We start from the raw sequence: 24,931 nt of genomic DNA on the forward strand, positions 1-24,931 counted from the left end.
AACATTTTTATTATGACAGATTTTTCTATATCTCATAATAAAGATATCCTATTGAAAAGAATATTAATCGCTTTTTTCGGTTTAGCATTTATTATTTTACTAATTGTTAAACACGATTTGGTAATTGATGATTCATTTATCACTTTTCAATATTCTAAGAATTTTGCTGAACATTTTAAACCTTGGTACAATTTAGATCCTCAATATCAGGGAAACGGGCAAACCAGCTTATTATGGATGTGGATTTTGGCATTATTTGCTTTTTTGCAGATAAAACCTGAAGATTCATTTATTATCATCAACTTATTATTAGGGCTTTTCTTAATTTATAAACTCGTCAATAATTTTGATTTTAAAGGAAATATTTTTTCGAAAATCTTCAATATATCATTCGCGATTTTCTTTACCATTTGGCTTTATTTAAATGCTACGCATGGTTTAGAGTCTGTTTTGGCTATTGTTATTTTGTATCAATTTTTAGTTAATTTTGATTCAGATAAAAACTATTACAGCCTTTTATTGCCTTTGGTTCGTCCGGAATTTGCTTTATTTCAGGTATTTTATGTTTTAAATTCAAAACTTTTCAGTAAAGATTTTTTCAAAAAAGTATGTATTTCAGCCATTGGAATTTTAATTTTTGTAGGTTTTTACTTAGTATTTTTCGATTTTTATATTCCTTTGCCGTTTATTTTAAAATCACATTTAACCGTTTTTAGTTTTGCAATTGTTAAAGTTTTCATTGGTTATCTGATTATTTTTGCGCCGGTTCTTATTCAGTTTTTTGAAGAAAAAAAGTATTTCAAACTACTCCCGTTATTTATCCTTATTTATTATTACACATTTCATGTAAGCAGTTATTCATCTAGTATTTACATAAGATATTTCTTTCCGTTAATGGCTTATTTTTTATTTTTTAATGCTGAAAAATTTCAGGAAAAATGGTCATTAATCAAGAAAATTATTCTGATTGCTTCAGTCTTGAGAATGTTTGATTTATGCACCAATTTCTACGAAAGCATGAAAGGCGTTGAAATTGTAAAAGAAGGTTTTGATTCTAGTTATAAAGAATGGACAAAGCATCTTACCAAAAATGATAAAGTTTCAATTATTGATGCTGGTTATGTGGCCTATTTTTCTCCTTCTATGACGTATGACGGCTATGGATTAAATGATGCAAAATTCTTATTAGCGCTAAAAAGCTGGGATGCAAATGCCTATAAAGAATATTTTAACAAGAAGGATATTAACCAAATTGCTTTAGCTTCAACATCTGATAAGGAATTCTTTGCCAGAAGCCCTTCCGAGGCATTTATTTATCAAACATTAGACTTAAAAAAACGCGAGATTTTGTATATTTATCCTATGGATCAAGGATTTTATTTATACATCTATAAAACTCGCTAATGAAAGTAGTCTCGCTGGTTCCTTCCATCACAGAAGCCTTATTTGATCTGGGATTAACCGAAAATGAAGTTATTGGAAGGACAAAATTTTGTATTCACCCTCAAGAAAAAGTAAAAAATGTTGCCATTATTGGTGGTACAAAAAATATCAATATTGACAAAATAAAAGCTTTACAACCTGATATAGTTCTTGCGAATAAAGAAGAAAATAGTAAAGAACAAGTAGAAGCTTTAATGGATGATTTTAAAGTAATTGTTACGAATGTAGAAAATATTGAAGACAATTATTATCTGCTTAAAAATTTAGGAAACATCTTTAATAAAGAAGAAAAAGCACAACTTTTTAATCTGAAAATTTATGAGATTTTAAATGATGCTAAAATTAATTCTAATATAAAAGTGGCTTATCTTATTTGGAAAAACCCTTATATGACAATAGGTTCTGATACTTTCATACATAAAATTTTAGGAGAAATTGGTTTTGAAAATATATTTAAGAATCAAAAACGCTATCCCGAAATTCAAACTGAAGATCTTGCAGAAGCTGATATTATTATGCTCTCTTCCGAACCTTTTCCCTTTAAAGAAAAACATATTGAAGAGCTAAAAGAAGTTTATCCTGATAAAAAAATCATGATCGTAGACGGAGAAGCTTTTTCCTGGTACGGAACTCATATCGCCAAGTGTGAAAGCTATTTCAAGGAATTAATTTCTGAAGTCAGCACTTTTTAATGAAAACTCCATACACTTTAATCAATTAAAAATCAAACCAATACATAAAGCTCAAAAATATTTTGAGCTTTTTTATATTTTTTTTCTGCAACCTTTTTATTTTTTTTCATCTTATAAGTAAGAAAAACAAAACAACCATGAAAACTTTAATTTTACCTTTTTTATTACTATTAACGCTCTTTGTTTCGTGTACTCAAAATGCTGAGGAAATAGAAGACCTTCAACAAAACGTAGCTTCTTATGATGTGTATGTAGCAGGAATGGAAAACTACAAAGCATGTTATTGGAAAAACAATGTGAAAACTTCTTTAATTTCACCAGACAGTACGTATGCATCAAAAATTATTGTGAAAAACAATGATGTTCACGTATTTGGAAAAACAAAAACAACTTTCAACGGAACTTATTATTATTGGGAAAATAATACAAGAAAGGATCTTAAACAGTACTTAGGAATTCCTTCTGCTGTAGAATATCAAATTTTTGATATGGCCATTGATGATAATGATGATTATTTTGTAGGATATTACGACACCATGTCACCTATAGCAAACCAAAGATATGCATTCTGTGTTTGGAAAAATGGAGTAAAAACTGTTTTAAACACTTATGACAGTATTATTTATTCGAGTTCGCAAATCAATATTTTTAATCACCAACCTTACATTTCCTCAATGATTCATGATGCAGGAACTATAAAATCGGGATATTTTGTGAACAATACCTTCCATGAAGTTCCAAATATTACTTGGCTTGGTAATTTTACCGAAACATCAAATGGTATTCATTTCCTGTATGCTAAAGATCAGCAATATTATTACAGACAACTGTCTAATAATACAGAAACTGCCGTAGGAAGTGCCGGAAATATGAATATTTTCGATGGAAAAATCACTAGTGAAACAAACAATCTATATGTAACAGGAACTAGTTTGGAAAATCTCTATTATAAAAATAATGTGCAAACTAATGTTTCGATTGATCCTACTTATTCTAAAATTAAAGATCTGTTTGTTCTTGATAACAACATCTATATGATTAAAGAGCAACTTAGTCTTTCAGGAAGTAAAGTTTACATCAACAATGTAGAATCTCAAAATATTTCAAACAGTGTAACCTACCTCAATGCTTTCAATTCAATTTTTGTGGTAGCGAATTAAAAAAATTACAAAAAAACACAACTTTATAAATCTTTTCATCTTATAATTAAAAACACCATGAAAACTTTTAATTTCGCCGATCAATCTTTACTAGTTTTCCTCTCATCCTGTCTACCGCAGGATGAAGAGGAAATCTTTAAAAGAAAACTCAACAGATGAAAAGAAATATTTTGCAATCTAACCTATAAAATATGAAGCAAAATAACAACACAGACTGGCAAAATATTTACAACAATTATTCCCCAAAACTCTTGGGGATTTGCCGTAGATATATTCCTGATATTCAAACTGCGGAAGATATTCTTCAAGACAGTTTCATGGCGGCAATCCAGAATAATCATCAACTTCGGGATGAAAAAGCACTTTTTGGATGGCTTAAAAAAATTGTGGTAAATAATGCTTTACAATATTTGCGTAAAGAGAGCAAAGACCTTTTCGTTTCAATAGAACCCTCGGAAATTCCGGATAATTTTTCAGAAATGAACCATTCCGCTTCACAAGAAAAAAATATTTTCATTTACGATTTTACGAGAGAGCAGCTTCTTTCGTCCATCGATAGTTTGCCATCTCATCACAAATCTGTATTCAATTTATATTTTATTGATAATCATTCTCATGTAGAAATTTCAGAAATATTAGGAATTACAGTTAATACTTCAAAGTCTCATTTGTTAAGAGCAAAAAAATCTGTTCAAAACTTTTTGTTAAATAATTTCGTAAATGAAAATACTCCAAAAAACAAAAAGAAAATGGCTCAATTGCTTGTTATTTTCGGATTTGGAGGCTTACTTTGGGCTCAAACTTTTCAGGCAGCCTTTTCTAATTTTAAAATTTTGCCTTCTAAAACGTTCAAAATCCCTGCTAATAATCAAACTTATTTCTTTCAATCTTCTTCAGGAAATCATGCATGGAAAAAGAAAATTATTATAGGTTCTGCTGCTGTCGTTATTGTAGCAGCTTCAATTGTTGCTATGAATATAAATAGTACTATTTTTAGTAAAAACCATTCAGATAATGTAAAAATTTCAGATTCAACAAATCAGAACAATATTAAAAATTATGATGAAACGATAGAAAAAAGTCAAGATATAGATTCAAACATAGCACAAGATAATACTGAGGATAATTCACAAAAAGATAACGTTTCAGAAAATGCCGAAGAAAAATTAGCGCTAAAAAATCAATCTAAAAAAAATAATACAATCATCATCATCAGAAAGGATTCAGCAAAAGAAGAGCCGCAAAAAGTGATTATTGTGAAAAAAATCATCAAAAGAGACACCATATTTGTAGAAAGATAAACTCAATAATCAACTTATGTTCCTTAGAAAATTTATTCTACTTTCATTCATTATTATCGTAAATTTTTCATTCGCACAGAAAAAGAAGAAAAAAATCGACACTGTTTACGTGTATGAAAATATTATTGTTTACGACACTGTTTACTTAGAAAAACCATTGAAAATAAAACTTAATGATCTTTCTATAAAAAATTCTGAAATTCAACAAAAGGAATTAAAAGATATTATGGAACAGGAAATTAACAAAGAAAAAAATGAGGAAAAAGCAAGAAAAAAATTAGCCCAAAGATTTGAATTTGGAATCGAAGCCGGAGTGGGAATTAAAAACAGTAACTGGACAATTAATACATCCAACAATAAAAAACAAACTGGCGAAAATCTGGGAATATGGATTTCAAAAAAAATTCTCCTTCCTCAACTATCTTTGCTATTTTCCGCGAATGTGTATCGATGGAACTCTACTTTCGATCTTGACGGACATACGGAAGACACCTATCTGAATGGATTTTATTTCACAAAAGACAATCAACCCTTGTTATTTCAAAGATTTAATAATAAACATTTTGAATACATTTTACAATTAAAATTATTATACGAATGGAAAAATATTCGAACTTTTGCTGGATTTTTAGTCAACAGAAATAATTATAAAATGCAGTTTTTAGTACCCGAAAATAATGTCTTGAATAAACTTGATGACTTTAAAACTACTCAAATCAATTTCGGTTTTTCACTTGGAGTTCAATATAAAATATGGAATAATTTTTTAATTTCTGTCGATTATCAGCAGTTTCAATTAAAAAATGTTTCTTTAAAAAACAGCACATTTGATTTTGACATTTTTAAGACTAATAATACCTTTGCAGAAAGAAAAGTAAACCTCGGAATAGCATATATTATTTCTAAATAAAAGGTTTCTAAAAGTATTATCTGATGATTTATTTCAAACTTCCATTCGACGAAAAACTGTATTCCACAGACGAAAAAAACGATCAAAATCCTATTCAGTTTTACACATTTGATGGAAATAGGCAGGTAAGTTTCGAAGGAAATATCATTGAAATAAATGAAGAAGACTTTAAAAACCATGTCATTTCCAGCGAAATTTTGCCAAAAGATGATAATCAAATAGAAGCGGAAACAAAGGAAGAATATCTTAATCAGCTGGATAAGGTAATTCAGGTAATTAAAGAAAATCATCTTCCTAAAATGGTGTATTCACGAAGAAAAATTTTCACCGGTTTTAATACAATTGATTTAAAAGCGAGTTTTAATAATATCTGCGCATCTTATCCAAATGCTTTCCGATATTTATTCTTTGATGGCGAAACGTCATGGATGGGCGCCTTTTCAGAAGTTTTAGGAAAATTCAACAAAAAAACTCATGAATTTGAAACCATGAGTCTTGCCGGAACGCTTCCCATTTCAGAAAATTGGTCGGAAAAAGAGATTGAAGAACAAAAACCTGTTTCATCATATATTAGAAATATTTTAAACAATTATTCAGATCATATTAATGAATCTGAAACTTACGATCATATTTCTGGAAATATTAAACATCTAAGAACTGATTTTAAGACAAAAATAAACCCTCAAGATTTAAGCAAAATCATTAACGATTTACATCCCACTCCGGCAGTTTGCGGCATCCCAAAAGACTTTTGTAAAGAAAATATTCAGAAATTCGAAAAGTTTGCACGCGAATTGTACTCTGGTTATATTCGAATTGAAAATGAAGATACCATTCAGTATTTTGTGAATTTAAGATGTTCAAAACTGTATCAAAATTCGGTTCATTCTTTCGTTGGCGGTGGAATTACAGCTCAAAGCAATACGGAAAAAGAATGGATAGAGACTGAATTGAAATCGGAAGTTGTTTTGAAAAATCTGGAATTTTCGTAAATAAAAAATTGAATAACCAAGGAAAACTATATTTTTGTACAATAACTAAATGATGAATTATGGATGTTATTTTATTGCTAATACTATTAATCATATTGATTATTTACATACTTTACACTAATTTTGTAAAACAATATTCAGGGAACATCCCGAAATATAATCAACCGCAACATCAATTCCAACATAAAAACAGCTATACTTTAAAGCTTGAACTTCAGAAAAAATTCATAGAAAATCAGCTGAAGGAAAGTTTAAAAACCAAAACTTTCTGTACAATTTCGAGAGATGTTGTCGACAAAGTTTTAGCTGATCTGGAGACATTTGAAAGAGAAAGTGAATTTCTTGAAAAAGGAATTACATTAGCTAATTTATCCAAAAAATTTAATACCAATACCGCATATTTATCTGAAATCATCAATATTTATAAGGGTAAAAATTTTGCTACATATTTAAATGATTTGCGAATAGAGTGCGCTATCAATCGTTTAAGTGACGACAGAAAATTTCGTTCTTATAAGTTATCTGTCATTGCCGATGAATTGGGCTATAACAACGAGCAGGCTTTCACGTTAGCCTTTAAAAAAAGAACCGGAACTCCCCTTTCTGTCTACTTAAAAGAAATGGAAAGATTAAAGGAAACCCCTTAATTCAGTTTAAATATAAACTTTAGCATAAACAAAAATCCTCCTTCAAAACTGAAAGAGGATTTTATATGTATTAAGATGTAATTCAAAATTATTTCTTCACGCCTACTCTACTCCATGTTTCCATTACGAAAAGAACAATAAGACCAATGACCGCTGAAGCAATTGAGAAAACAAACTTCAGGTTATCTTCAGACAAAATATCTGATTGCCAATCCAGAGCATAAAGATTGATTGCGATGAACACGATAAATAGTATTAAAAATACTTTATAAAACTTCTGCATGATTCTTAAAAATTAATATAATTCTGCACCAATTGCGCAAAATTTGCGGTGAATAATTTAATTGATATTGCCAAAAGAATGATTCCGAAAACTTTTTGTAAGATCGACAAGGTAGCCTCACCCATTTTCTTCTCCAGCCACTTGGCAGATTTCAGCACCAAATATACGAAAATTGTATTGAGAATGATGCCCAAAATAATATTAATATCATGAAATTCAGCTCTCAGAGAAAGTGTAGTCGTTAAAGTTCCGGCACCAGCTACCAATGGAAAAGCGATAGGAACAATGGATGCCGATTTGGCTTCAGAGCTTTTATTAATTTCAATACCTAAGATCATTTCCAGTGCAATAATGAAAATAACGAACGCACCGGCAATAGCGAAAGAATTTACATCAACGCCGATTAATTTAAGAATTTTATTCCCTACGAAAAGGAAAACGATCATAATAGCACCCGCCGTTACCGAAGCTCTACCTGCTTCTATTTGCCCGAATTTCTGCTGCAAACTTACCACAATAGGCACAGAACCGATAATATCGATTACCGCAAAAAGTACCATAAAGCACGTAACAATCTCTTTTATTGAAAAATCATTGAAAACTTCCATCTTTCCGTAATTAATAATTTCGCAAAAATATGAAAATAAATTGATTATTTGCTAATCTGTGAATACAAATTAACAATCGCCTTCAAAAGTTCATCAATTCCTTCCGAAGATTTTACAGGCGCATATTTTTCAATCTGAATCTTTTGAGATACTTTACTGTATTCATCGGCAATTAAAGCTCCGTTATGTTTTTCTAAAAGCAACTTAAAATCTTCCATAGAACCTTGAGAATACTGCTTTCTGATCTCAGAATCCATTTCATCTACAATTTGAAAGAACTTCTGATAATCCCCACTATCTTTAAGATTTTCTAAATAACTGAAATAATCATTCACATCTGTTTCCAGATTTTTTCGAATTTCATTTTCTGTTTCAGCAATAGAGCCTAATGATCGTGGAGGTACAGTTTCCTTAACTAAATTACGTTTTTTTTGCCAATTTTTAAATAAAAAGTAGGCGATTAACAATCCTAAAAGTATTGCAGCATTCACAAAAAGTACATTCCAGTTGAATTTACTTTTCTCTTTTACTTTGAAGGAAGTCGTTTTTAAAACCGGACTATTTACTGTTTCAAGAAAATTATTGGTGTATTCATTTACCTTTTCAACGGTAGAACGAGCTTCTAAAATTTGATCGTGAGAAAAAGCATTTACCGCCAAAGTTTCCTGACCTAAGTCAACATACTCTTTTTTAGCAGGATTAAAAAAGGCAAACTGTTCCGTTTTAATAGCAATTTCGCCTGCTTTTTTAGGAATTACGACATAATTTGCCAAAACTTCTCCTTTTATTCCTGAAGTTCCGGGAGCAACTTTTGAGGTTATTTTCGGAGCAAAAACATCATAATCAGGAGAGTTCTCGATTTTAGGCAATTGCATATCAGACAAATTACCTTCACCTGAAACTTTTACAAAAACATTGATTGGTTTTTTAACCTCCACTTTTTCTTTGGGTGAATGATACACGCTTACGCTAAAGTTACCCACCGCATTTTTAAAACAGTCAGGAGAGCCTTCCGGAAGCTTTTTAACATTCAATTTAACCTTGTTGGAAAGAAGTTTATTTTTATGTGAATAAGAATTAATTGACGCTGAAACTGCAGGAACTTCAACATATCCTGCTTCATTCGGAAACACCATAAATACGGCTAAAACCTGTGAAGCCATATTGCCTGAACCCGAAGGATCAATTTCTGATTTGGTAAAACTTACAGGGTGAACATTGATGTTTTCTTGTTTAGGAAGATTGATATTTTTAACCTTCCTTAAATTATCCATGTTTTTGGAGTAAGCCTTTAAAACAGCAATGGTTGGCTGGTCCTGATAAACATCACGATCTTCAATTTCCATATTAAGATAAAGATCATTATTGTTGGAAGCCACAGATTTTTTCTCAACATCTTTTACCAGAATGTCGAAAGGTTCTGTCTTATAAATTTTATTATTAACCGTAACAAGCACCGAACCGATCTTGATCTTACCTTTTTGTTTTGGTTCAAGAGCAATTTGTGAAACACGTTGAGTAATAACGGTATTGGTCGCGGGATCGATATAAGTATTGTTGACAGATCCGCTTCCGATAATATTGAATTTTGAAAGATCCGGCAGACGAATTGGCGTTTGCTGATTGTACTCGCTTCCGTTCATTTCAAGCACCACCGTAAGATTTACAACCTCCTTACCCGAGTAATCATTTTTATCGGGATCAATGGATATAGTTACCTGGCCGTAAGAAATTACGGAAGATAAAAATAATAATATGTAAATCAATTTGTGCTGCATCACCAATCTTTCTCGTTGCTCTCAGGCATCGAATAAGAATTTTTATTCAAAATTCTTCTGGCGGTTTCTCTTTCTTTTTCGCTTACTTTATTTAGAATTGCGTTTTCGAGATCTTTAGGCATTTTGCCCTCATTATTTTGATTTTGATTAGGATCTTTTCCTTGTTGACTTTCACCTTGATTCTGCTTTCCGCTTCCCTGATCTTGGTTTTTATCATTCGGATTTCCTTTTTGATCATCATTCTGTTTTTGGTCTTTGCCGCCGCCCCCTTTTCCTGAGTTGTTTTGCTGTTTTTTTTGTTGGTTTTCTTTTTCCTTCAGTTTGGCAATTTCATAATTTTTTCTTGTTGCCTCATTGTAAGGGTCTTGTTTTAGCGCTTGCTTATAAAAATTAGCAGCCTGCTCCGGCTGTTTCATCTGCATATAAGTGTTGCCCATGTTGTGAAGAGCTGCCGCTTTATCAGGAAGTGTCTGAGCCAGTTTTTGCGCTCTTTCAAATTCTGTTTTAGCCTCTTCGTATTTTTTACTTTTATATAATGCGTTACCTAAATTGTAATGAGCTGTAAAATCTTTTCTGTTAGACTTTATAGCTTCAAAGTATTTAGCAGACGCGCCATCATAATCTTTAGCATTAAATTTTTGATTGCCTTCGAATACTAAAGTTCTGTAATTGTTCTGCCCAAAAAGCAGCCCTGAGAACGTAAAAGCAATTATTAACGATAAATATATGATTTTAGTATTCATACTGTGCAAAATTATTCCTTTAATTGTTAAGAAACAGCGTTTTATTTGTTAAAATTCGGTTAAAATGCTTATTTAAAATCCTGATAAACAAGGATGAAATTAAACATTAAAATCTCTTTTGGGGTTTATGAGATAAATCAGGAAGAAAAAGAATATCGAAACTGCCAAAAAATATTGATAATAATGATTCGCATTTTGAGATTTTACCAATGTTGTCGCCGACGATTGTTTTTTGCTTAAAGCATCTATAATTCTATTCGGAGCTTCGTTGATATTATTTCCGTCAATATAGCTTCCACCCGTAGATTCTGCTATTTTTGTCAATGCTTCTGTCTGTCGTTTAGAAATTACCGTCTGCCCTGCAGCATCAGATTTATAGCCCATCAACTGCCCGAAAACATATTCAGGAACCGGTGCTCCTTCTTCAGTACCAATTCCCACAGAAGTTACCATAATTCCTTCCTTATTAGCCAATCTTATCGCTGCATCGTCTTTTCCTTCGTTATCTTCACCATCGCTCAGCAAAACTATTTTTCTTGAACCTTTTCCTACATTTTTAAACTTTGAAACTGCCGCCTGCATCGCTTTCTGAAAATCTGTCCCCTGGATCTGCATGGAGTTCGTTTCAATTGCGTTTATATAAGTCTCAGCAGAGCCATAATCTGTTGTTAAAGGCATGATCGATGTCGCCTCACCAGCAAAAATCACGATCCCAACTTTATCGTTTTTCATCTTCTGCATGGTATTGATCATTAAATTCTTGGCTTCCATTAGACGGCTTGGCTCAATATCTTCAGCATTCATCGAATTGGAAACGTCCATCATAAAAATGACGTTATTCAATTTCTGATTGGTTTTAACTTCCTCGGAACCATTCAACAAATCAATAATTGAAAAGATTAAAAATAATGTTCCTAAAAGATATAATGTCGGAAAAAACTTCGTAAACCACGATTTCTTTTCAAACAAACCCTCGTGAAACTTTGAATCTGCAAAAACCGCTCTTTTTTTCTTCTTCCATTTTAAATAACTAACCATAAAGACAGCCAGCAGCGGCAAAAGCAACAGCAACAACAAGTACCAATAATTCCCTAAATACCAATCCATTACCATTAGCTTAAAAATTTATAAACAACCCATCTCAGTAAAGCATCAAAAAACAACATTCCCAATGCAATCCAAAGGAAAATTTTAAAATATTCCTCGTAATTATATAATTTGGACACCTTGACGTCTGATTTCTCTAATTGATTAATTTCATTGTAAACCTCTTCCAGACTGCTATTCGATGTCGCTCTGAAATATCTTCCTCCAGTCATCTCTGCCACTTCTTTCAACAGAGGTTCATCAATTTTCACTTCCGTTTCAGTAAAAACCAGATCTCCGAAAATATCTGTCTGAGTAGGCATCAAAGCGTATCCGTTGGTTCCGATCCCGATAGAGTACACTTTAATCCCGTTACTTTTTGCCAATTCGGCAGCCACCTGTGCAGGCATTGCGTTTTCAATGGTATTTACGCCATCGGTCATTAAAATAATGATCTTACTTTTCGCCTTACTATTTTTCAAGTGATTTACCGCTACCGAAAGCCCCTCTCCAATAGCTGTTCCGGGCTGAAGTTCCATAGGATTCAGGTTTCTTAATTCATCAATCACCACCTGATGATCTGAAGTTACGGGAACTTTTGTAAACGCTTCACCTGAGTAAGTCACCAAACCCAATCGGTCATTCGGGCGTTTATCGACGAATTTTATAGCAATATCCCTCAACGCAGACAAACGATCTGGTGATAAATCTTTTGCCAGCATACTTAGTGAAACGTCCACAGAAAGCATAATATCAATACCTTTTGTATCATCTCGATCCTGAGAAATCGTGAACGTACGAGGTCGCGCCATTGCTACAATTAACGCAGAAAGTATAATATACTTTGATAATTTCAGTAAAAAAAGTACAGGCAGAATTCCACTGCTTTCGCCCATATTTTTAACAGTAGGAACTTTAATCCCTTTCTTTTTCTGTCTGCTTATGTCTCTTATAAAAAGAGGAATAAACAGCAGGAAAAGTGCTAAAAACCACGGACTATAAAACTCAAAATTAAACATCCTTTCTCAAGTTTTCAAATTCCAGATCTTTAGAAGATCTTTTTACAAATTCCCGAATATCCGCAAGATCTTTCTCCATGGCATCTTTATCTGGGAATGTTTTGGCAAATTTCACCAAATCACCTCTTAAAAATACATCTTCCACCACTTTTTCATTTTCCTGAGAAATGGTATTATTTTTTTTCATTAAATCGATCAAATCATCCGTCAGTAAAACATCGGCCGGTAGATGATATTGTTTTGTGATAAATTTTCGCGAAATATCAATTAATTCAACATAAAATGAACGATAATTTCCACTTTCCACATATTTTTTCTTCTTCAAAGAATCTAGCTCTTTTAATGTCTGATTGGTAGCCACAACAGGTGAACTTTTTGATTTCCTACCCCATTTCACAATCATGAAGATTGCAATAATCAAACAAATAACCGCAATAGCACCTAAAATATAAAACTTGTAAAGCTCCCAATAATCTGTGGCTTCGAGCTTTACTTCTTTATTTTTCATAATATCATTAATAGGATCATTTTTCTGAGCCGTATTGATGACATCGATTTCGTAAGGAATCGTCTTTAAAATTTTTCCGCCTACTTTAAATTCGAGTTCAGGAATCGTAAATTTTCCTTCTTCATAAACTGCAAATTCAATGCTTCTATAATAAATATCAGGATTTTGTGCAATACTGTCTTTTATTTCTTCAAAATGAAAAGGCAACAATTCGTTTTTGGGAGCAGCAGAAACTTTTTCGTTATGAAGATTATTAATCGTCACAACAATTCTGTTTACTTCTCCCAAAGCAATGGTTTTCTTGTCAACATTCGAAGAGAGCATCTGCGCAAAAGCATTCGCACAGAGTAAAAAGCAAAATATAAATAATAGTTTTTTCAATTTTTTAAATAATTGTTCAAAGTTTAGTGTTCAAAATTTAAAGTTTAAACTAATTTTTACGCTCTAAATTTCAACTTTCATTTTTATTTCTTTTGAAAATAATTATACAATAATTTCGAATAATCTTCTCCCGTATTAATATTCATAAAACTTGCTGAGCTGTTGGCAAAGTCTTCTTCCAAAGCCTTTAATTTCTGTTTCTGAGCTTCGGCGAAAGTATATCTCCATCTTGCGCTAGACGTATTTACCCAAACCTGTTTGCCTGTTTCGGCATCATATAATAAGGTATAACCCACATCCGGAATTTCATTATCCTTTTCATCAAAAATTCTCATTCCTAACAATTGATGCTTTTTGGAAGCGACTCTCAACATTTTAGAATCATATTCATCTTCAAAATCTGAGAACAGGAAAACCAAAGATTTTCTTTTGAAAATTCCCATCATATATTCCATCGCTTTATCAATTTTTGAAACCGCAGGAACATAATCTGCCGTTAAAATAGTACTGATAATCGAAAGAATATGCTTTCTCCCTTTTTGTGGCGGAATCACTTTATACACTTTGTCAGCAAATAAAATTAATCCTACTTTATCATTATTGCCTGCTGCCGAAAAGCCTAAACTTGCGGCAATTTCAGCAACATATTCTCTTTTCAGCTGCGTTTTTGTTCCGTAATCCATCGATGCGGAAATATCTACCACCAACATCATCGTCAGCTCCCTCTCCTCTTCCATCACTTTTACGAAAGGTTCGCGGAAACGTGCTGTTTTATTCCAGTCGATTCTGCGGATTTCATCTCCAAACTGATACGGACGAACCTCTGAAAAAGTCATCCCTTGTCCTTTAAAAGCACTGTGATACTGCCCCATTAAAGTAGCTTCCGTCTTCTTACGAGTTCGGATTTCTATCTGCTTTACTTTTTTTACAATATCTTTTATCTGCATATAATTAGTTTAAAGCTTAAGGTTCTTTGTTCAATGTTTTTTGTTTGAAAAATGTTCTATTATTAAAAATTTAAATAGGCTAACGACATCAATAAACTTTAAACAAAAAACATTAAACCTTGAACTCAATAGAAACATTCAGCCATTCATCATCGAATTTCGGACTGTATTTTTTGTAGAAATTAATGGCGGGTTCGTTCCAGTTTAATACTTGGAAAACCATTCCGCTGTATTGATTGGATTTTCCATGTTCCATCGTAGCTTCAAACAATTTCTTTCCGATTTGTTTTCCTCTTAATTTTTCCGTCACCACCAAATCTTCAAGATACAATCTTCTTCCCTTCCAAGTTGAATATCTATCATAATATAAAGAGATTCCAACGATTTCTCCATTAAATTCAGCAACAAAAGCTCCCCAAATAGGCGATTTTCCGAATCCGTCTTCAATGAATTGCTCTAAAGTTAAAGTCACTTCATGCAATGCCTTTTCATAATCCGCCAATTCTTTGATCAGCTCCAACATCGGAGCACAATCTTCCTGAACTGCTTTTCTAATCACCACTTCACTCATTACGGAGCCTGGATTTTTGCTAAAATTCTATTGATAATTTCTTCTGATGAAATTTCTTCCGCTTCTGCTTCGAACGTGAGACCAATTCTGTGTCGCAAAACGTCTTTAGCCAATTCTTTTACATCTTCAGGAATCACAAATGCTCTTCCTTTCAAAAATGCGTGCGCTCTTGATGCAATAGCTAAATTGATTGACGCTCTTGGAGAAGCTCCGAAACTTATATAATTTTTCAGTTCTGAAAGACCATAATTTTCTGGAAAACGCGTTGCAAAAACCATATCCAGAATATATTTTTCGATCTTTTCGTCAAGATAAATCTGATTGATTAATTCTTTTGCCGCTACAATGTGCTCCAGCGAAATCACAGGCTTCACAGTCGGCTGATGCGAAGTTGAAACCATTCTCATTACTGTTCTTTCATCCTCAAATTTAGGATAATCAATCGTGCATTTCAACATGAAACGGTCGCTTTGAGCTTCCGGCAACAAATAAGTACCCTCCTGATCGATCGGGTTTTGAGTTGCCAATACCAAAAACGGCTTTGGAAGTTTCATTGTTTCGTCACCAATGGTAACTTGCTTTTCCTGCATTACTTCCAACAAAGCAGATTGCACTTTTGCAGGTGCACGGTTGATCTCATCTGCTAATACGAAATTGGCAAAAACAGGTCCTTTTTTGATGGAAAAATCATTATCTTTTACATTATAGATCATCGTTCCTACTACATCGGCAGGAAGTAAATCCGGAGTAAACTGAATTCGTGAAAATTCGCCATGAACAGCATCGGCCAGCGTTTTGATTGCTAAGGTTTTTGCCAAGCCGGGAACCCCTTCCAAAAGAACGTGACCATTCCCCAGAAGCCCTACCAAAAGGCGGTCTATCATATATTCCTGCCCAATAATAACCTTGTTTATTTCCTGTCTCAGGAGAGAAAAAAAGTAGTTTGCTTCTTTTACCTGTTCCGTCAATTGACGAATATCTTCAGCTTGATTGATCTCTGACATAGCTTAAATTAAATAATGGGTAAATTTCCAATAAATACTTGCATTAATCAACACAATGAATGCCATTTTTGAGTTAAAGTTTGTTAAATATTCCAGCATTAATGCGAGATTCAAAAATTATGAATTGATTTTTTAATTAATAATTTGCCTTAAAAGATTATCTTTTGAGTATAATTCCAGATAAAGTTTAGAAAATAAAGACAAAAAAAACGCTATGAAATCTCATAGCGCTCTATTTTATTTTTCACCTATTTAGTTACAGCTGAGTAATTGTAATGGTAAAAGCACCTTCCGGAACATCTATCGTTTCCTCATAAGATCCTACATTGATAAAATACGTAGTTCCTGCCGTAGTTGTAATAGTAGCCGTTTCTGCTCCAGCGGCACCGTAGTTATCTACATTTGCCACACATGAGAAAGCACCACAAGCACCACTATAAACATCTAATTGCGGATCAAAAGTACTACCCGTAGGCATTGTTACCTTAATTGTATATTGATTGCCATCTCCATTTATTTTAAACCAAAGTCCATCGTTCATAGCATCAAGACAAACAGCAATATTTCCCGCATTATTAGTAGCAGCAATTGCATCATTTTGAGTGTATGTATATGGGAAAGCTGATGCCAAAAATGCACCAGAACAAGCATCATTCGCAGGAACCGGAGGAAGTGTTTTAAATAAAATTTCAGAACAAGCAGATGATTCAGCACCACCAGAAACAGATTTTACCGTTAGATAATAATTAGTATCAGGATTTAAAGGTGTCGATGGAGAGAAGGTTGTACCTGTAACCACTTGTTGATTGATAACATTCGTACTTCCTGAACTAGTTCCTACAGAAACCTTATAAGAATCTGCTCCGGAAACCGGAAACCAGGTAACAGAAGGAGATAAAGCAACTGCCTGTGCATTATTTAGAGGACTTAGAATATAAGGACAAGCCGGAGTAGGGCTAGGTGTCAATCCTGCAAATGTAACGGCAGACTTATAATCTGCTCTTATCCCTCCCGGAGGAGCTGCTACATCTACCACCGCAAGATCACCTTTGTAGAAAAGCGTAGAATACGGAAGATGAGAGTACACTTTAAAAGCTTCATCAAAATTATTAATATCAATACTTGGTGCGTTTTCTTTCGCCGCAACCAATAGATTATCTGTATTATTATAAGCAAAAGGCGTTGTAAACGTAAGTTCTACCTTATTACCATTTCGCGTTACATTTCCTGAAAAAACCTGAGTAAGTTGTGAAGAAGAAACCCAATCAGTTCCTGATGCAAAAGATGTTTTTGTTGTATGCCCTAAATAAACCGTCCAGCTGGAAGAATCGTTAATAGTGGCAGAAGGATCAATATAGAAAGTTAATCCTGTAATATTTCCTGCGGCATTAGCATTAATTTCCTGCTTTGGATAAATCTGCTGAACATACGAATAGGAAAAAAAACTACTTACAGGAGCTGTTCCCACTGCTGTGCTTCCGATATTCAGATTGATCTGGGCATTAAGAGTTAGAGAAATTAATAGTAAAGATAAAAATAAAAGTCTTTTCATAATCAATAAATTCAATATGGAATATTATGCGAATTTAGCACTAAAGTTTTGATTTTAACAACAAATTAAAATTATTTCATCAAAAATATTAAATATTAACGATATTTTAAAGCAAAAAAGTTCAAAAACACATTTAATTTTAAACAATTACCAATAAAAAAGCATTTATATTAAAAAATTAATCAACAAATACTAAAATTAACTACATATTTTAATACATTTGTAACAAATACCAATAGCATGTATAAAAAACTACTTTTTTTAAGTTTATTTTCGGCAGGACTGTTCCAATCACAAACAACAACCCAACTCGATCTGATGTCTCAGGCAACATATTATGATGGTTATGCAGCAACGGTATCCACTCCTGTTCCTTCCGGATTAATAAGACTTGGAAACACGAGATATGCAAGAAAACTTACAGATGCAGAACTGAATTCATTTAAAGCGAAGATCGCAATGAGAGTCACTATTGGAGCGCTTTGCGATAATTATGACCGTCTGGGAGAGGTTTTTTTAGCTTTGGTTCCTAAAAATCAGGTAACATACACCATGAATGATGCGAATGTGAAAAGAATTGAAGTAGCCAGATATATCACTCCTTTCATGAACAAAAACCGTTCTCCGTTGGAAGTTCCTTACACTTATAATTTAAGCAATCTATACAGTATTTTTCACGATTCTTCGCTTCGTAGCACGTATGATATGTATATGGAACTAGATGTTTTTGGTGTGCCTTATGCCGCAAACACACAGGTAAGCGGATGCTCAGGAAGAAATGATGTATTCTCCGGAAGTCTTAGCTTTTTCTCGACCGATACAGGAGCTACAGCAACAGACTACAACAACCTTACCCCTTTGCTAAGCTACAGCCGAGTGAATAATTATGACAGCACAGATGTTACGGGTGAAACGGTAAGACTTGTCACCTTTAATTTACCTGCGGCCGTTACAGACGCTAACTTTTCGCTAATCTCTACTCCTCACGGTGCCAACAGTGGCGGTGAAGAATATATCAGAAGACAAAACTACACTTATATAGATGATGTACAGGTGCTGACGTATACACCTGGAGGGATTTCATGCGAACCTTACCGAGTTTACAACACACAAGGAAATGGAATTTACGGTACAACTCCTCAATCTTTTGCAAGCTGGACTTCTTGGAACAACTGGTGTCCTGGAAACTCAGTTCCGATCAGAGGATTTACGATTGCCAATTTGACAGCGGGAAATCACACCCTGAAACATACTATTCCGTCGGCTGTATTTAATCAACAACAGGGAGAAGTTTATCTGTCTGTTTACATGCAGGGTAAAAGCAGCAATAACTTAAATGTAAAAGATGTAAAAACAGTAGATGTAAGTATTTATCCCAATCCAACGTCTGATATTGTCAATATAAAATCACGCGTTGATGTAGCTTCAATTGCAGTATATGGTATAGATGGAAGAAAACTGACAGAAAGCTATAAGGAAAACAAAATTGACATTTCTTCTTACAATTCAGGAATTTATATTTTGGATATTGCATTGAAAGACGGAACAACTTTCAAACATAAAATCATTAAAAAATAAAGATTAAAATTCTTTTCAAATAATTAAAAGTCTCTTTTTGAACATTTTCAAAGGAGACTTTTTGATTTTAGATCAGTTTCAGTAAAATATATTTCAAACTTTACAGTTTTTTATTTTAACAAAATTTCTCCTTTAAAGATAGTAATCTGGAAAACTTTCTTTAACATTTATCTATTTGAAAAAGACAGCGGTGAATAATTTCCGCATTAATCTCACGGCTAAAAAATTGTCATTTCCAGTTTATTAAACTATTTTTGGTGATTAAAAATTTTGCAAAATGAATTATCATTTTCAAGCTCACAGACAAGTTAGAAGAAACCTTTTGGAGATTTTACAGAATACTTCTCACGAAGATCTTTTGTTGATTCCGGATGGTTTTAACAATAATGTTTATTGGAATATTGCGCATACCGTTGCCACTCAGCAGCTTCTGCATTATTACCTAAGCGGAAATCCGTTTAGAATTGATAAATATTGGATCGAAACCTACAAAAAAGGAACTTTGCCCAACTTGGATGTTCAAAAATCAGAAGTGGAAGATCTTGAATTTTTGCTGACAGAAACTTCAAAGATTTTAATGAAAGATTACGACAGCGATTTCTTTTCAGACTACACCCCTTACACTACAAGTTTCGGGATGGATCTGAAAAGTATACAAGATGCCATTATTTTCAACAACATGCATGAAAGCTTGCATTACGGCTATGTAATGGCACAAAAAAGAGCAATTTTAGGAGAAAAAGGAAGGTAGTTAAAAGTGAATTATACTACGCAAGTGAATCGTGAAAGATGAATTTACAACACGATAAATTGACTTACGAAGTAAAATTGACAATTGACATTTCATTATTTAAATTATCAAAATGACAGATAAAAAAGACGATTTTATTTTCGGGCTTCGTCCCGTAATTGAAGCTATTGAAGCGGGAAAAACAATTGATAAAGTTTTTGTGCAAAACGCATTGCAGGGAGATATTTATGCAGAATTAAAGGCAATTTTAGCCAAAAATAAAATCCGTCCCAATTATGTTCCGGTTGAAAAGCTGAACAGATTTACAAGAAAAAATCACCAGGGAGTTGTGGCATTCATTTCGGATGTTCCTTTTCACAAAATAGAAGATATTGTTCCACAATTATTTGAAGAAGGAAAAACTCCTTTTTTATTGATTCTAGACAGATTAACAGATGTAAGAAACTTTGGAGCAATCTGCAGAACAGCAGAATGTGTAGGAGTTGATGCGATTATCATTCCTGAAAAAGGAGCAGCGCCAATTAATTCTGACGCGATAAAAACTTCTGCAGGAGCACTTTATAATGTAAAAATCTGCAAAGAACCGAATTTAGCGCATGTTGTAGATTTTCTTCAGCAAAGCGGAATTTCTGTATATGCAGCAAGTGAAAAGGCTCAAAAATTGATTTATGATGTAGATTTCAAAGAACCTTGCGCGATTGTAATGGGTAACGAAGAAACGGGAATTTCTAAAGAAGTTCTTCATCATGCGGATGATAAAATTAAACTTCCGATTGAAGGTAAAACTCAATCTCTGAACGTTTCTGTGGCTTGTGGAGCAATTTTATACGAAGCCGTAAGACAAAAAATGACTGCGAATCTGTAAAGGTTTGCAAAAAAACTGAAGTAGTAAAAAATAAAATTAAAAAAAATTCAAATGAAAAATATTGCAGCGCTTGCGCTTATCTCATCCCTAGCCGTTGTATCTTGTAAAAAAGAAACGACGAAAGTAACAAAAGTAGATCCAAAAACAGGAAAAACGGTAACGGTAGAAGTTCCTGCTGATTCTGTTGCAAAAGTAGAGGCAAATCCGGCGATCAAAGATTCTGCGGGCGTAGTTACTCAAAGTTTTAAGTTGGAAAAAGGGAAAACCTATCCTTTAACAACGTATCAGAGAGATACAAAAACAATGACGAATCCTCAGGGAAAAACCATGAATGGAACCAGTGAAGCGACAGATGAAATGTCTTTCACGGTAAATGATATTAAAGGAAATGTATACGACATGACTTTAAACCTTATTGGTAAAAGAAATTCCCAATCATCACAAGGGAAAACGCTTGTCGTTGACACAAAATTGCCTGAACCGAAAGAGGATGATCTTAAAATGATCTGGAACATCAACAGAGCGCTTACAGGAAATAAGCTGAACATGAAGATGGATACGAAAGGAAATGTAATTTCTATCACAGGTTTTGATGCTGTTTATGCTAAAGTTGGGAACTCTCTTAGCAAAGTTGTAAAAGATAAAAACCAGAGAGAAAGCGTTGTAGCGAGCCTTAAGGAAAGCTTCAACGAAAAAGTGTTGAAAGACCAATTCAATAAAAACTTAACGATTATTCCTAAAAAAGGAGTAAAAGTGGGTGAAAAATGGTCTAGTTCTGAAAACGCTGATCCTACAGGTTCTGTAAAAGTTACTTCAAACTATGTTTTGAAAAGCTTAGGAAACGGGGTGGCTGAAATTTCTGTAACAGGTGGAATTCCTAAAAAAACAGAGAAAAAAGCTCAGGGACCAATGACGCACAGTTTGAGTAGTGAATTGTCACAAAACGGAACGATTAAATTTGACGAAAATACAGGATGGATCAACAATCAGAATATCAGTGTGAAAACAACGCAGATTGAAACCATTTCAGACGGAAAACAATCTCAGTCTATGAAAAGCGTTTCTAATTCTTCTGTGATGGTAAATCCTTCCGCGAAATAAGAGTAAAAGGGAGGTTTTTGAGTGAGAGGGTTGTAGAGTTTTAGGGGTCTTGAGTATTTACATTAAACTAAAGACCATCAACCATCAACCATAAACTATCAACCAAAAACCAAATTCCCTAAACTTTAAATCAAAATTAAATTTATTATGAAGTACATTCTTGAGTTGGTACTTACCGCGATTATTATTTTCTTTGTTTGGAATATTTTGAAGAGAATTTTCTTTAAAACATTCTATAGTTACAGGTTTAACAATAACAATCAAAATAACCGTCAGCAGGATATAAACTCGAATAAGAGTACCGATCAAAAATTTAAATGGGACGCAGAAACTGTGGACTATGAAGAGGTAAAAGAAACGAAAGATAAAAGGTAAAATCCCGAAAAATAAAAAGATAATAACCATACGCATGGCGAAAAATAAAAACTTAATATATATTGCAATTTCATTAGTTGTATTTATAGTTTTAGCATTTTTATATTCCACTCCTGTTTTTTCAGGAAAACAGCTTTTCCAGCACGACATCGTTCAGTACAGAGGTGGTGCCAAAGAGCTTTTAGATTACAGAGCAAACTTCGGAAAAGAAACCTACTGGAGTGATTCCATGTTTGGAGGAATGCCGACTTATCAGATGGGAAGCCGATTCGAGGGCGATATCATCAAGCAGGTCGACAGTTACCTGAATTTTCTTCCAAGACCAGTTAATTATCTTTTTTTACTTTTTGCCGGATTCTTCCTTTTGGGAATGGTAGCGGTCAGAAACTGGAAATATGCGCTTCTTGGAGCTACCTTTTTCGGGCTTTCCACTTATTTTTATATTATTATCGCAGCGGGACACAATGGTAAAGTAAACACCATTGAATATTTTGCCCCGCTTTTAGCCGGAATTTTACTGGTTTATATCAGGAAAAGTTATATTTGGGGATTCATTGTTACTACCCTATTCATGGGGCTTCAGATTGCAGCGAACCACCCGCAGATGACGTATTATCTTTTCATCGCTTTAGGATTTTTATTCTTATCTGAACTTATCCGAGCGATTCAGAAAAAAACACCGATGAAGCATTTCTTAATTTCTTCGGGAATTATCGCTGCTTCAGCCATTATCGGAGTGGGTATGAACTCTCAGAGAATCATGGCGAATTCTGAATATGTGAAAGAAACCGTTCGAGGAAAGCAAATCTTAACCAACGACAGTCATACAGAAGGAAATTCAGGAATGGATAAAGAAAGTATGCTGATGTGGAGCTATGGGCAGCTGGAAACTTTAAACCTTTTCATTCCAAGACTAATGGGAGGCGGAAGTCAGGAGCCTGAAGGTAAAGAAATGATGAACAGAGTTCAGGAATTAGTTCAGGAAAATGTAGGTTCACAAGCTGAAATGGACAGGATTTCAAAAGGGTTTAGCGGAGTAACGTATTGGGGCGACCAACCCGGAACTTCGGGACCTGCTTATCAGGGAGCCATCGTTTGTTTCTTAGCTGTTTTAGGATTCTTTTTTGCCTGGAAAAAATACCGTTACTGGATTTTAGGAGCTTCCATTTTAACCATTTTATTGGCTTGGGGAAGCAACTTCATGCCTTTATCAGACTTCTTTATCGATTTCGTCCCATTTTATAATAAATTCAGAGCGCCATCTTCAATCTTAGTAGTTGTGGAGTTATTATTCCCGTTAATTGCGATGGTAGGACTTTACAGATTTTTCACGGATGAAAAACTGACGCAGGAATACAAACAGAAAATTCTTTTGTATGTAAGCGGAGGAACATTAGGTTTACTATTAATTCTTTTAGTTTTAGGTAAATCTTTATTAGGTTTCCACACAGAAAGCGAAAAAACATACTTTCCACCTTTCCTATTAGATTATTTGGTGGATGAAAGATTTAAACTTTTTAGAATTGATGCTATTAAAGCGTTCATCTACGTTGCCATTGCAGCCGCAGCTTTATTTATGGTTTTAAAGCAAAAATTAAATCAGAATATTGCTTTGGTGATTATTGGAGTGGTAAGTTTATTCGATCTTTGGACAGTAAATAAACGTTATCTGAATGACGAAAATTATGTAGATAAAATCTTTGCTGAAAATCCTTTCCAGACAGAAAGTTCAGAATTATTGGTGGAAAAGGTTCAGGGTAACCCGAATTTAGAATCTATCTTATCGACAGTAAACGTTAATAAAACCTTAGAAACCATCGCCGATAAAGACAAAAAGCATTACAGAATTTATAACCAGACTTTAGGAACGACGAGCGAAACAAATACGTCTTATTTCAAAGCTTCTATCGGTGGTTACCACGCAGTAAAACTGAGAAGATATGATGATTTACTAAATGAATATCTTTCCAGTATGGATAGCGTAAAAACACCAAAAATCCTGAACTTGCTGAATGCAAAATACATGATTTTCGGCGGACCGGAACAGCCACAAGTTGTTCCAAATCCAAAAGCGAACGGAAATGCTTGGTTTGTAAGCGACCTGAAATTTGTAGAAACTCCAAATCAGGAGATTAAAGCAATCGGAGATATTGATAACAAAAAAACAGCGGTAATTGCTGCTGCCGATAAAGAATATTTCAACGGAAAACCTGTTCAGGCAGATTCTACAGCAGTGATCAATCTGACAAAATATCTTCCAAATGAATTAGAGTTTAAATCTCAGTCTAAAACGCCACAATTAGCAGTATTTTCAGAGATTTATTATCCACACGGCTGGAAAATGTTTGTGGACGAAAAAGAAGTTCCTTACATCAAGGCAGATTATTTGCTTCGTGCGGTTCACGTTCCTGCCGGAAATCACAGTATCAGAATGATCTTCGAACCGGAAGTAATTGAAAAAGGGAAATGGATCTCGCTTCTTTGCTTCGGATTATTCATTGGATTGAGTGGCTTCGGAATTTTTTGGATAAATAAGAAGAAAAAGGAAGTTCAAATTAAAGAGGCTTAAATCACACTTTGTCATTCCGTAGGAATCTAAGCAAAATATTTTTAATAATAACCTAGATTCATTCAGA

24 protein-coding genes are annotated in these 24,931 nt (G+C 33.6%); 13 read left to right on the forward strand and 11 right to left on the reverse strand.

Translation table 11 applies throughout. The features are described from left to right. The first annotated feature begins 12 nt into the window (after positions 1-12). From OXQ85_RS18665 to OXQ85_RS18695, 7 genes are all read left to right on the forward strand, one after another. Positions 13-1,404, forward strand: a complete 1,392-nt coding sequence (locus OXQ85_RS18665; protein WP_267406433.1) for a hypothetical protein — start codon at positions 13-15, stop codon at positions 1,402-1,404. Next, complete coding sequence (locus OXQ85_RS18670; protein WP_267406434.1) at positions 1,404-2,135, forward strand: helical backbone metal receptor; 732 nt, start codon at positions 1,404-1,406, stop codon at positions 2,133-2,135. The genes OXQ85_RS18665 and OXQ85_RS18670 overlap by 1 nt, the downstream gene beginning before the upstream one ends. 137 nt (positions 2,136-2,272) lie before the next feature. Further along, complete coding sequence (locus OXQ85_RS18675) at positions 2,273-3,295, forward strand: hypothetical protein (protein WP_267406435.1); 1,023 nt, start codon at positions 2,273-2,275, stop codon at positions 3,293-3,295. A 191-nt stretch (positions 3,296-3,486) separates the two neighbouring features. Beyond that, a complete protein-coding gene (locus tag OXQ85_RS18680) occupies positions 3,487-4,596 on the forward strand; it encodes a sigma-70 family RNA polymerase sigma factor (protein WP_267406436.1) in 1,110 nt (369 codons plus the stop codon). Positions 4,597-4,612: 16 nt separating this feature from the next. Further along, positions 4,613-5,506, forward strand: a complete 894-nt coding sequence (locus OXQ85_RS18685; RefSeq protein WP_267406437.1) for a hypothetical protein — start codon at positions 4,613-4,615, stop codon at positions 5,504-5,506. 23 nt (positions 5,507-5,529) lie between these two features. Beyond that, positions 5,530-6,498 carry a chorismate-binding protein gene (locus OXQ85_RS18690; RefSeq protein WP_267406438.1) on the forward strand — a complete coding sequence of 323 codons (969 nt, stop codon included), beginning with the start codon at positions 5,530-5,532 and terminating at the stop codon, positions 6,496-6,498. Positions 6,499-6,557: 59 nt separating this feature from the next. Continuing rightward, positions 6,558-7,145 (forward strand): AraC family transcriptional regulator, encoded by a 588-nt coding sequence (locus OXQ85_RS18695; RefSeq protein WP_267406441.1) that lies wholly within the window; start codon positions 6,558-6,560, stop codon positions 7,143-7,145. Between the two features lie 88 nt (positions 7,146-7,233). Here the strand turns inward: OXQ85_RS18695 and OXQ85_RS18700 are convergent, their stop codons facing one another. The 11 genes from OXQ85_RS18700 to OXQ85_RS18750 all read right to left on the reverse strand — a co-directional run bounded on the left by OXQ85_RS18700 (position 7,234) and on the right by OXQ85_RS18750 (position 17,625). Next, a complete protein-coding gene (locus tag OXQ85_RS18700) occupies positions 7,234-7,428 on the reverse strand; it encodes a hypothetical protein (protein WP_267406443.1) in 195 nt (64 codons plus the stop codon). Positions 7,429-7,433: 5 nt separating this feature from the next. Further along, entirely contained in the window at positions 7,434-8,036 is a 603-nt protein-coding gene (locus OXQ85_RS18705; protein ID WP_267406444.1) for a MarC family protein, read from the reverse strand. 44 nt (positions 8,037-8,080) lie between these two features. Further along, complete coding sequence (locus tag OXQ85_RS18710) at positions 8,081-9,802, reverse strand: BatD family protein (RefSeq protein ID WP_267406445.1); 1,722 nt, start codon at positions 9,800-9,802, stop codon at positions 8,081-8,083. A gap of 11 nt (positions 9,803-9,813) precedes the next feature. Next, complete coding sequence (locus OXQ85_RS18715) at positions 9,814-10,557, reverse strand: tetratricopeptide repeat protein (RefSeq protein WP_267406446.1); 744 nt, start codon at positions 10,555-10,557, stop codon at positions 9,814-9,816. Positions 10,558-10,656: 99 nt separating this feature from the next. After that, positions 10,657-11,664 carry a VWA domain-containing protein gene (locus tag OXQ85_RS18720; protein WP_267406447.1) on the reverse strand — a complete coding sequence of 336 codons (1,008 nt, stop codon included), beginning with the start codon at positions 11,662-11,664 and terminating at the stop codon, positions 10,657-10,659. Between the two features lie 5 nt (positions 11,665-11,669). Next, a complete protein-coding gene (locus tag OXQ85_RS18725) occupies positions 11,670-12,662 on the reverse strand; it encodes a VWA domain-containing protein (RefSeq protein WP_267406448.1) in 993 nt (330 codons plus the stop codon). After that, positions 12,655-13,551 (reverse strand): BatD family protein, encoded by an 897-nt coding sequence (locus tag OXQ85_RS18730; RefSeq protein WP_267406449.1) that lies wholly within the window; start codon positions 13,549-13,551, stop codon positions 12,655-12,657. The genes OXQ85_RS18725 and OXQ85_RS18730 overlap by 8 nt, the downstream gene beginning before the upstream one ends. An 83-nt stretch (positions 13,552-13,634) precedes the next feature. Then, positions 13,635-14,498 carry a DUF58 domain-containing protein gene (locus tag OXQ85_RS18735; protein WP_267406450.1) on the reverse strand — a complete coding sequence of 288 codons (864 nt, stop codon included), beginning with the start codon at positions 14,496-14,498 and terminating at the stop codon, positions 13,635-13,637. Between the two features lie 112 nt (positions 14,499-14,610). Next, positions 14,611-15,069 (reverse strand): GNAT family N-acetyltransferase, encoded by a 459-nt coding sequence (locus OXQ85_RS18740; protein WP_267406451.1) that lies wholly within the window; start codon positions 15,067-15,069, stop codon positions 14,611-14,613. Next, positions 15,069-16,073, reverse strand: a complete 1,005-nt coding sequence (locus OXQ85_RS18745) for a MoxR family ATPase (protein WP_267406453.1) — start codon at positions 16,071-16,073, stop codon at positions 15,069-15,071. Before OXQ85_RS18745 ends, OXQ85_RS18740 begins: the two co-directional genes overlap by 1 nt. Before the next feature lie 256 nt (positions 16,074-16,329). Beyond that, positions 16,330-17,625 (reverse strand): hypothetical protein, encoded by a 1,296-nt coding sequence (locus tag OXQ85_RS18750; RefSeq protein ID WP_267406455.1) that lies wholly within the window; start codon positions 17,623-17,625, stop codon positions 16,330-16,332. A 240-nt stretch (positions 17,626-17,865) separates the two neighbouring features. Here OXQ85_RS18750 and OXQ85_RS18755 point away from each other — a divergent pair, with 240 nt between their 5' ends. From OXQ85_RS18755 to OXQ85_RS18780, 6 genes are all read left to right on the forward strand, one after another. Next, a complete protein-coding gene (locus tag OXQ85_RS18755; RefSeq protein WP_267406457.1) occupies positions 17,866-19,203 on the forward strand; it encodes a peptide-N-glycosidase F-related protein in 1,338 nt (445 codons plus the stop codon). 277 nt (positions 19,204-19,480) lie between these two features. Next, positions 19,481-19,954: a DinB family protein gene (locus tag OXQ85_RS18760; protein WP_267406458.1), complete on the forward strand. Its 474-nt coding sequence runs from the start codon at positions 19,481-19,483 to the stop codon at positions 19,952-19,954. 112 nt (positions 19,955-20,066) lie between these two features. Further along, a complete protein-coding gene (gene rlmB / locus OXQ85_RS18765; protein WP_267406459.1) occupies positions 20,067-20,819 on the forward strand; it encodes a 23S rRNA (guanosine(2251)-2'-O)-methyltransferase RlmB in 753 nt (250 codons plus the stop codon). A gap of 51 nt (positions 20,820-20,870) precedes the next feature. Continuing rightward, on the forward strand, positions 20,871-21,920 hold the full coding sequence (locus tag OXQ85_RS18770; RefSeq protein WP_267406460.1) for a DUF6263 family protein: 1,050 nt from the start codon (positions 20,871-20,873) through the stop codon (positions 21,918-21,920). 147 nt (positions 21,921-22,067) lie between these two features. Further along, positions 22,068-22,295, forward strand: a complete 228-nt coding sequence (locus OXQ85_RS18775; protein ID WP_267406461.1) for a hypothetical protein — start codon at positions 22,068-22,070, stop codon at positions 22,293-22,295. Positions 22,296-22,329: 34 nt separating this feature from the next. Further along, positions 22,330-24,864: a hypothetical protein gene (locus OXQ85_RS18780; RefSeq protein WP_267406462.1), complete on the forward strand. Its 2,535-nt coding sequence runs from the start codon at positions 22,330-22,332 to the stop codon at positions 24,862-24,864. Positions 24,865-24,931: the final 67 nt, after the last annotated feature.

Origin of the sequence: Chryseobacterium sp. GM_Chr_2 (genome assembly GCF_026540445.1) — a bacterium.
Classification (GTDB): domain Bacteria; phylum Bacteroidota; class Bacteroidia; order Flavobacteriales; family Weeksellaceae; genus Chryseobacterium.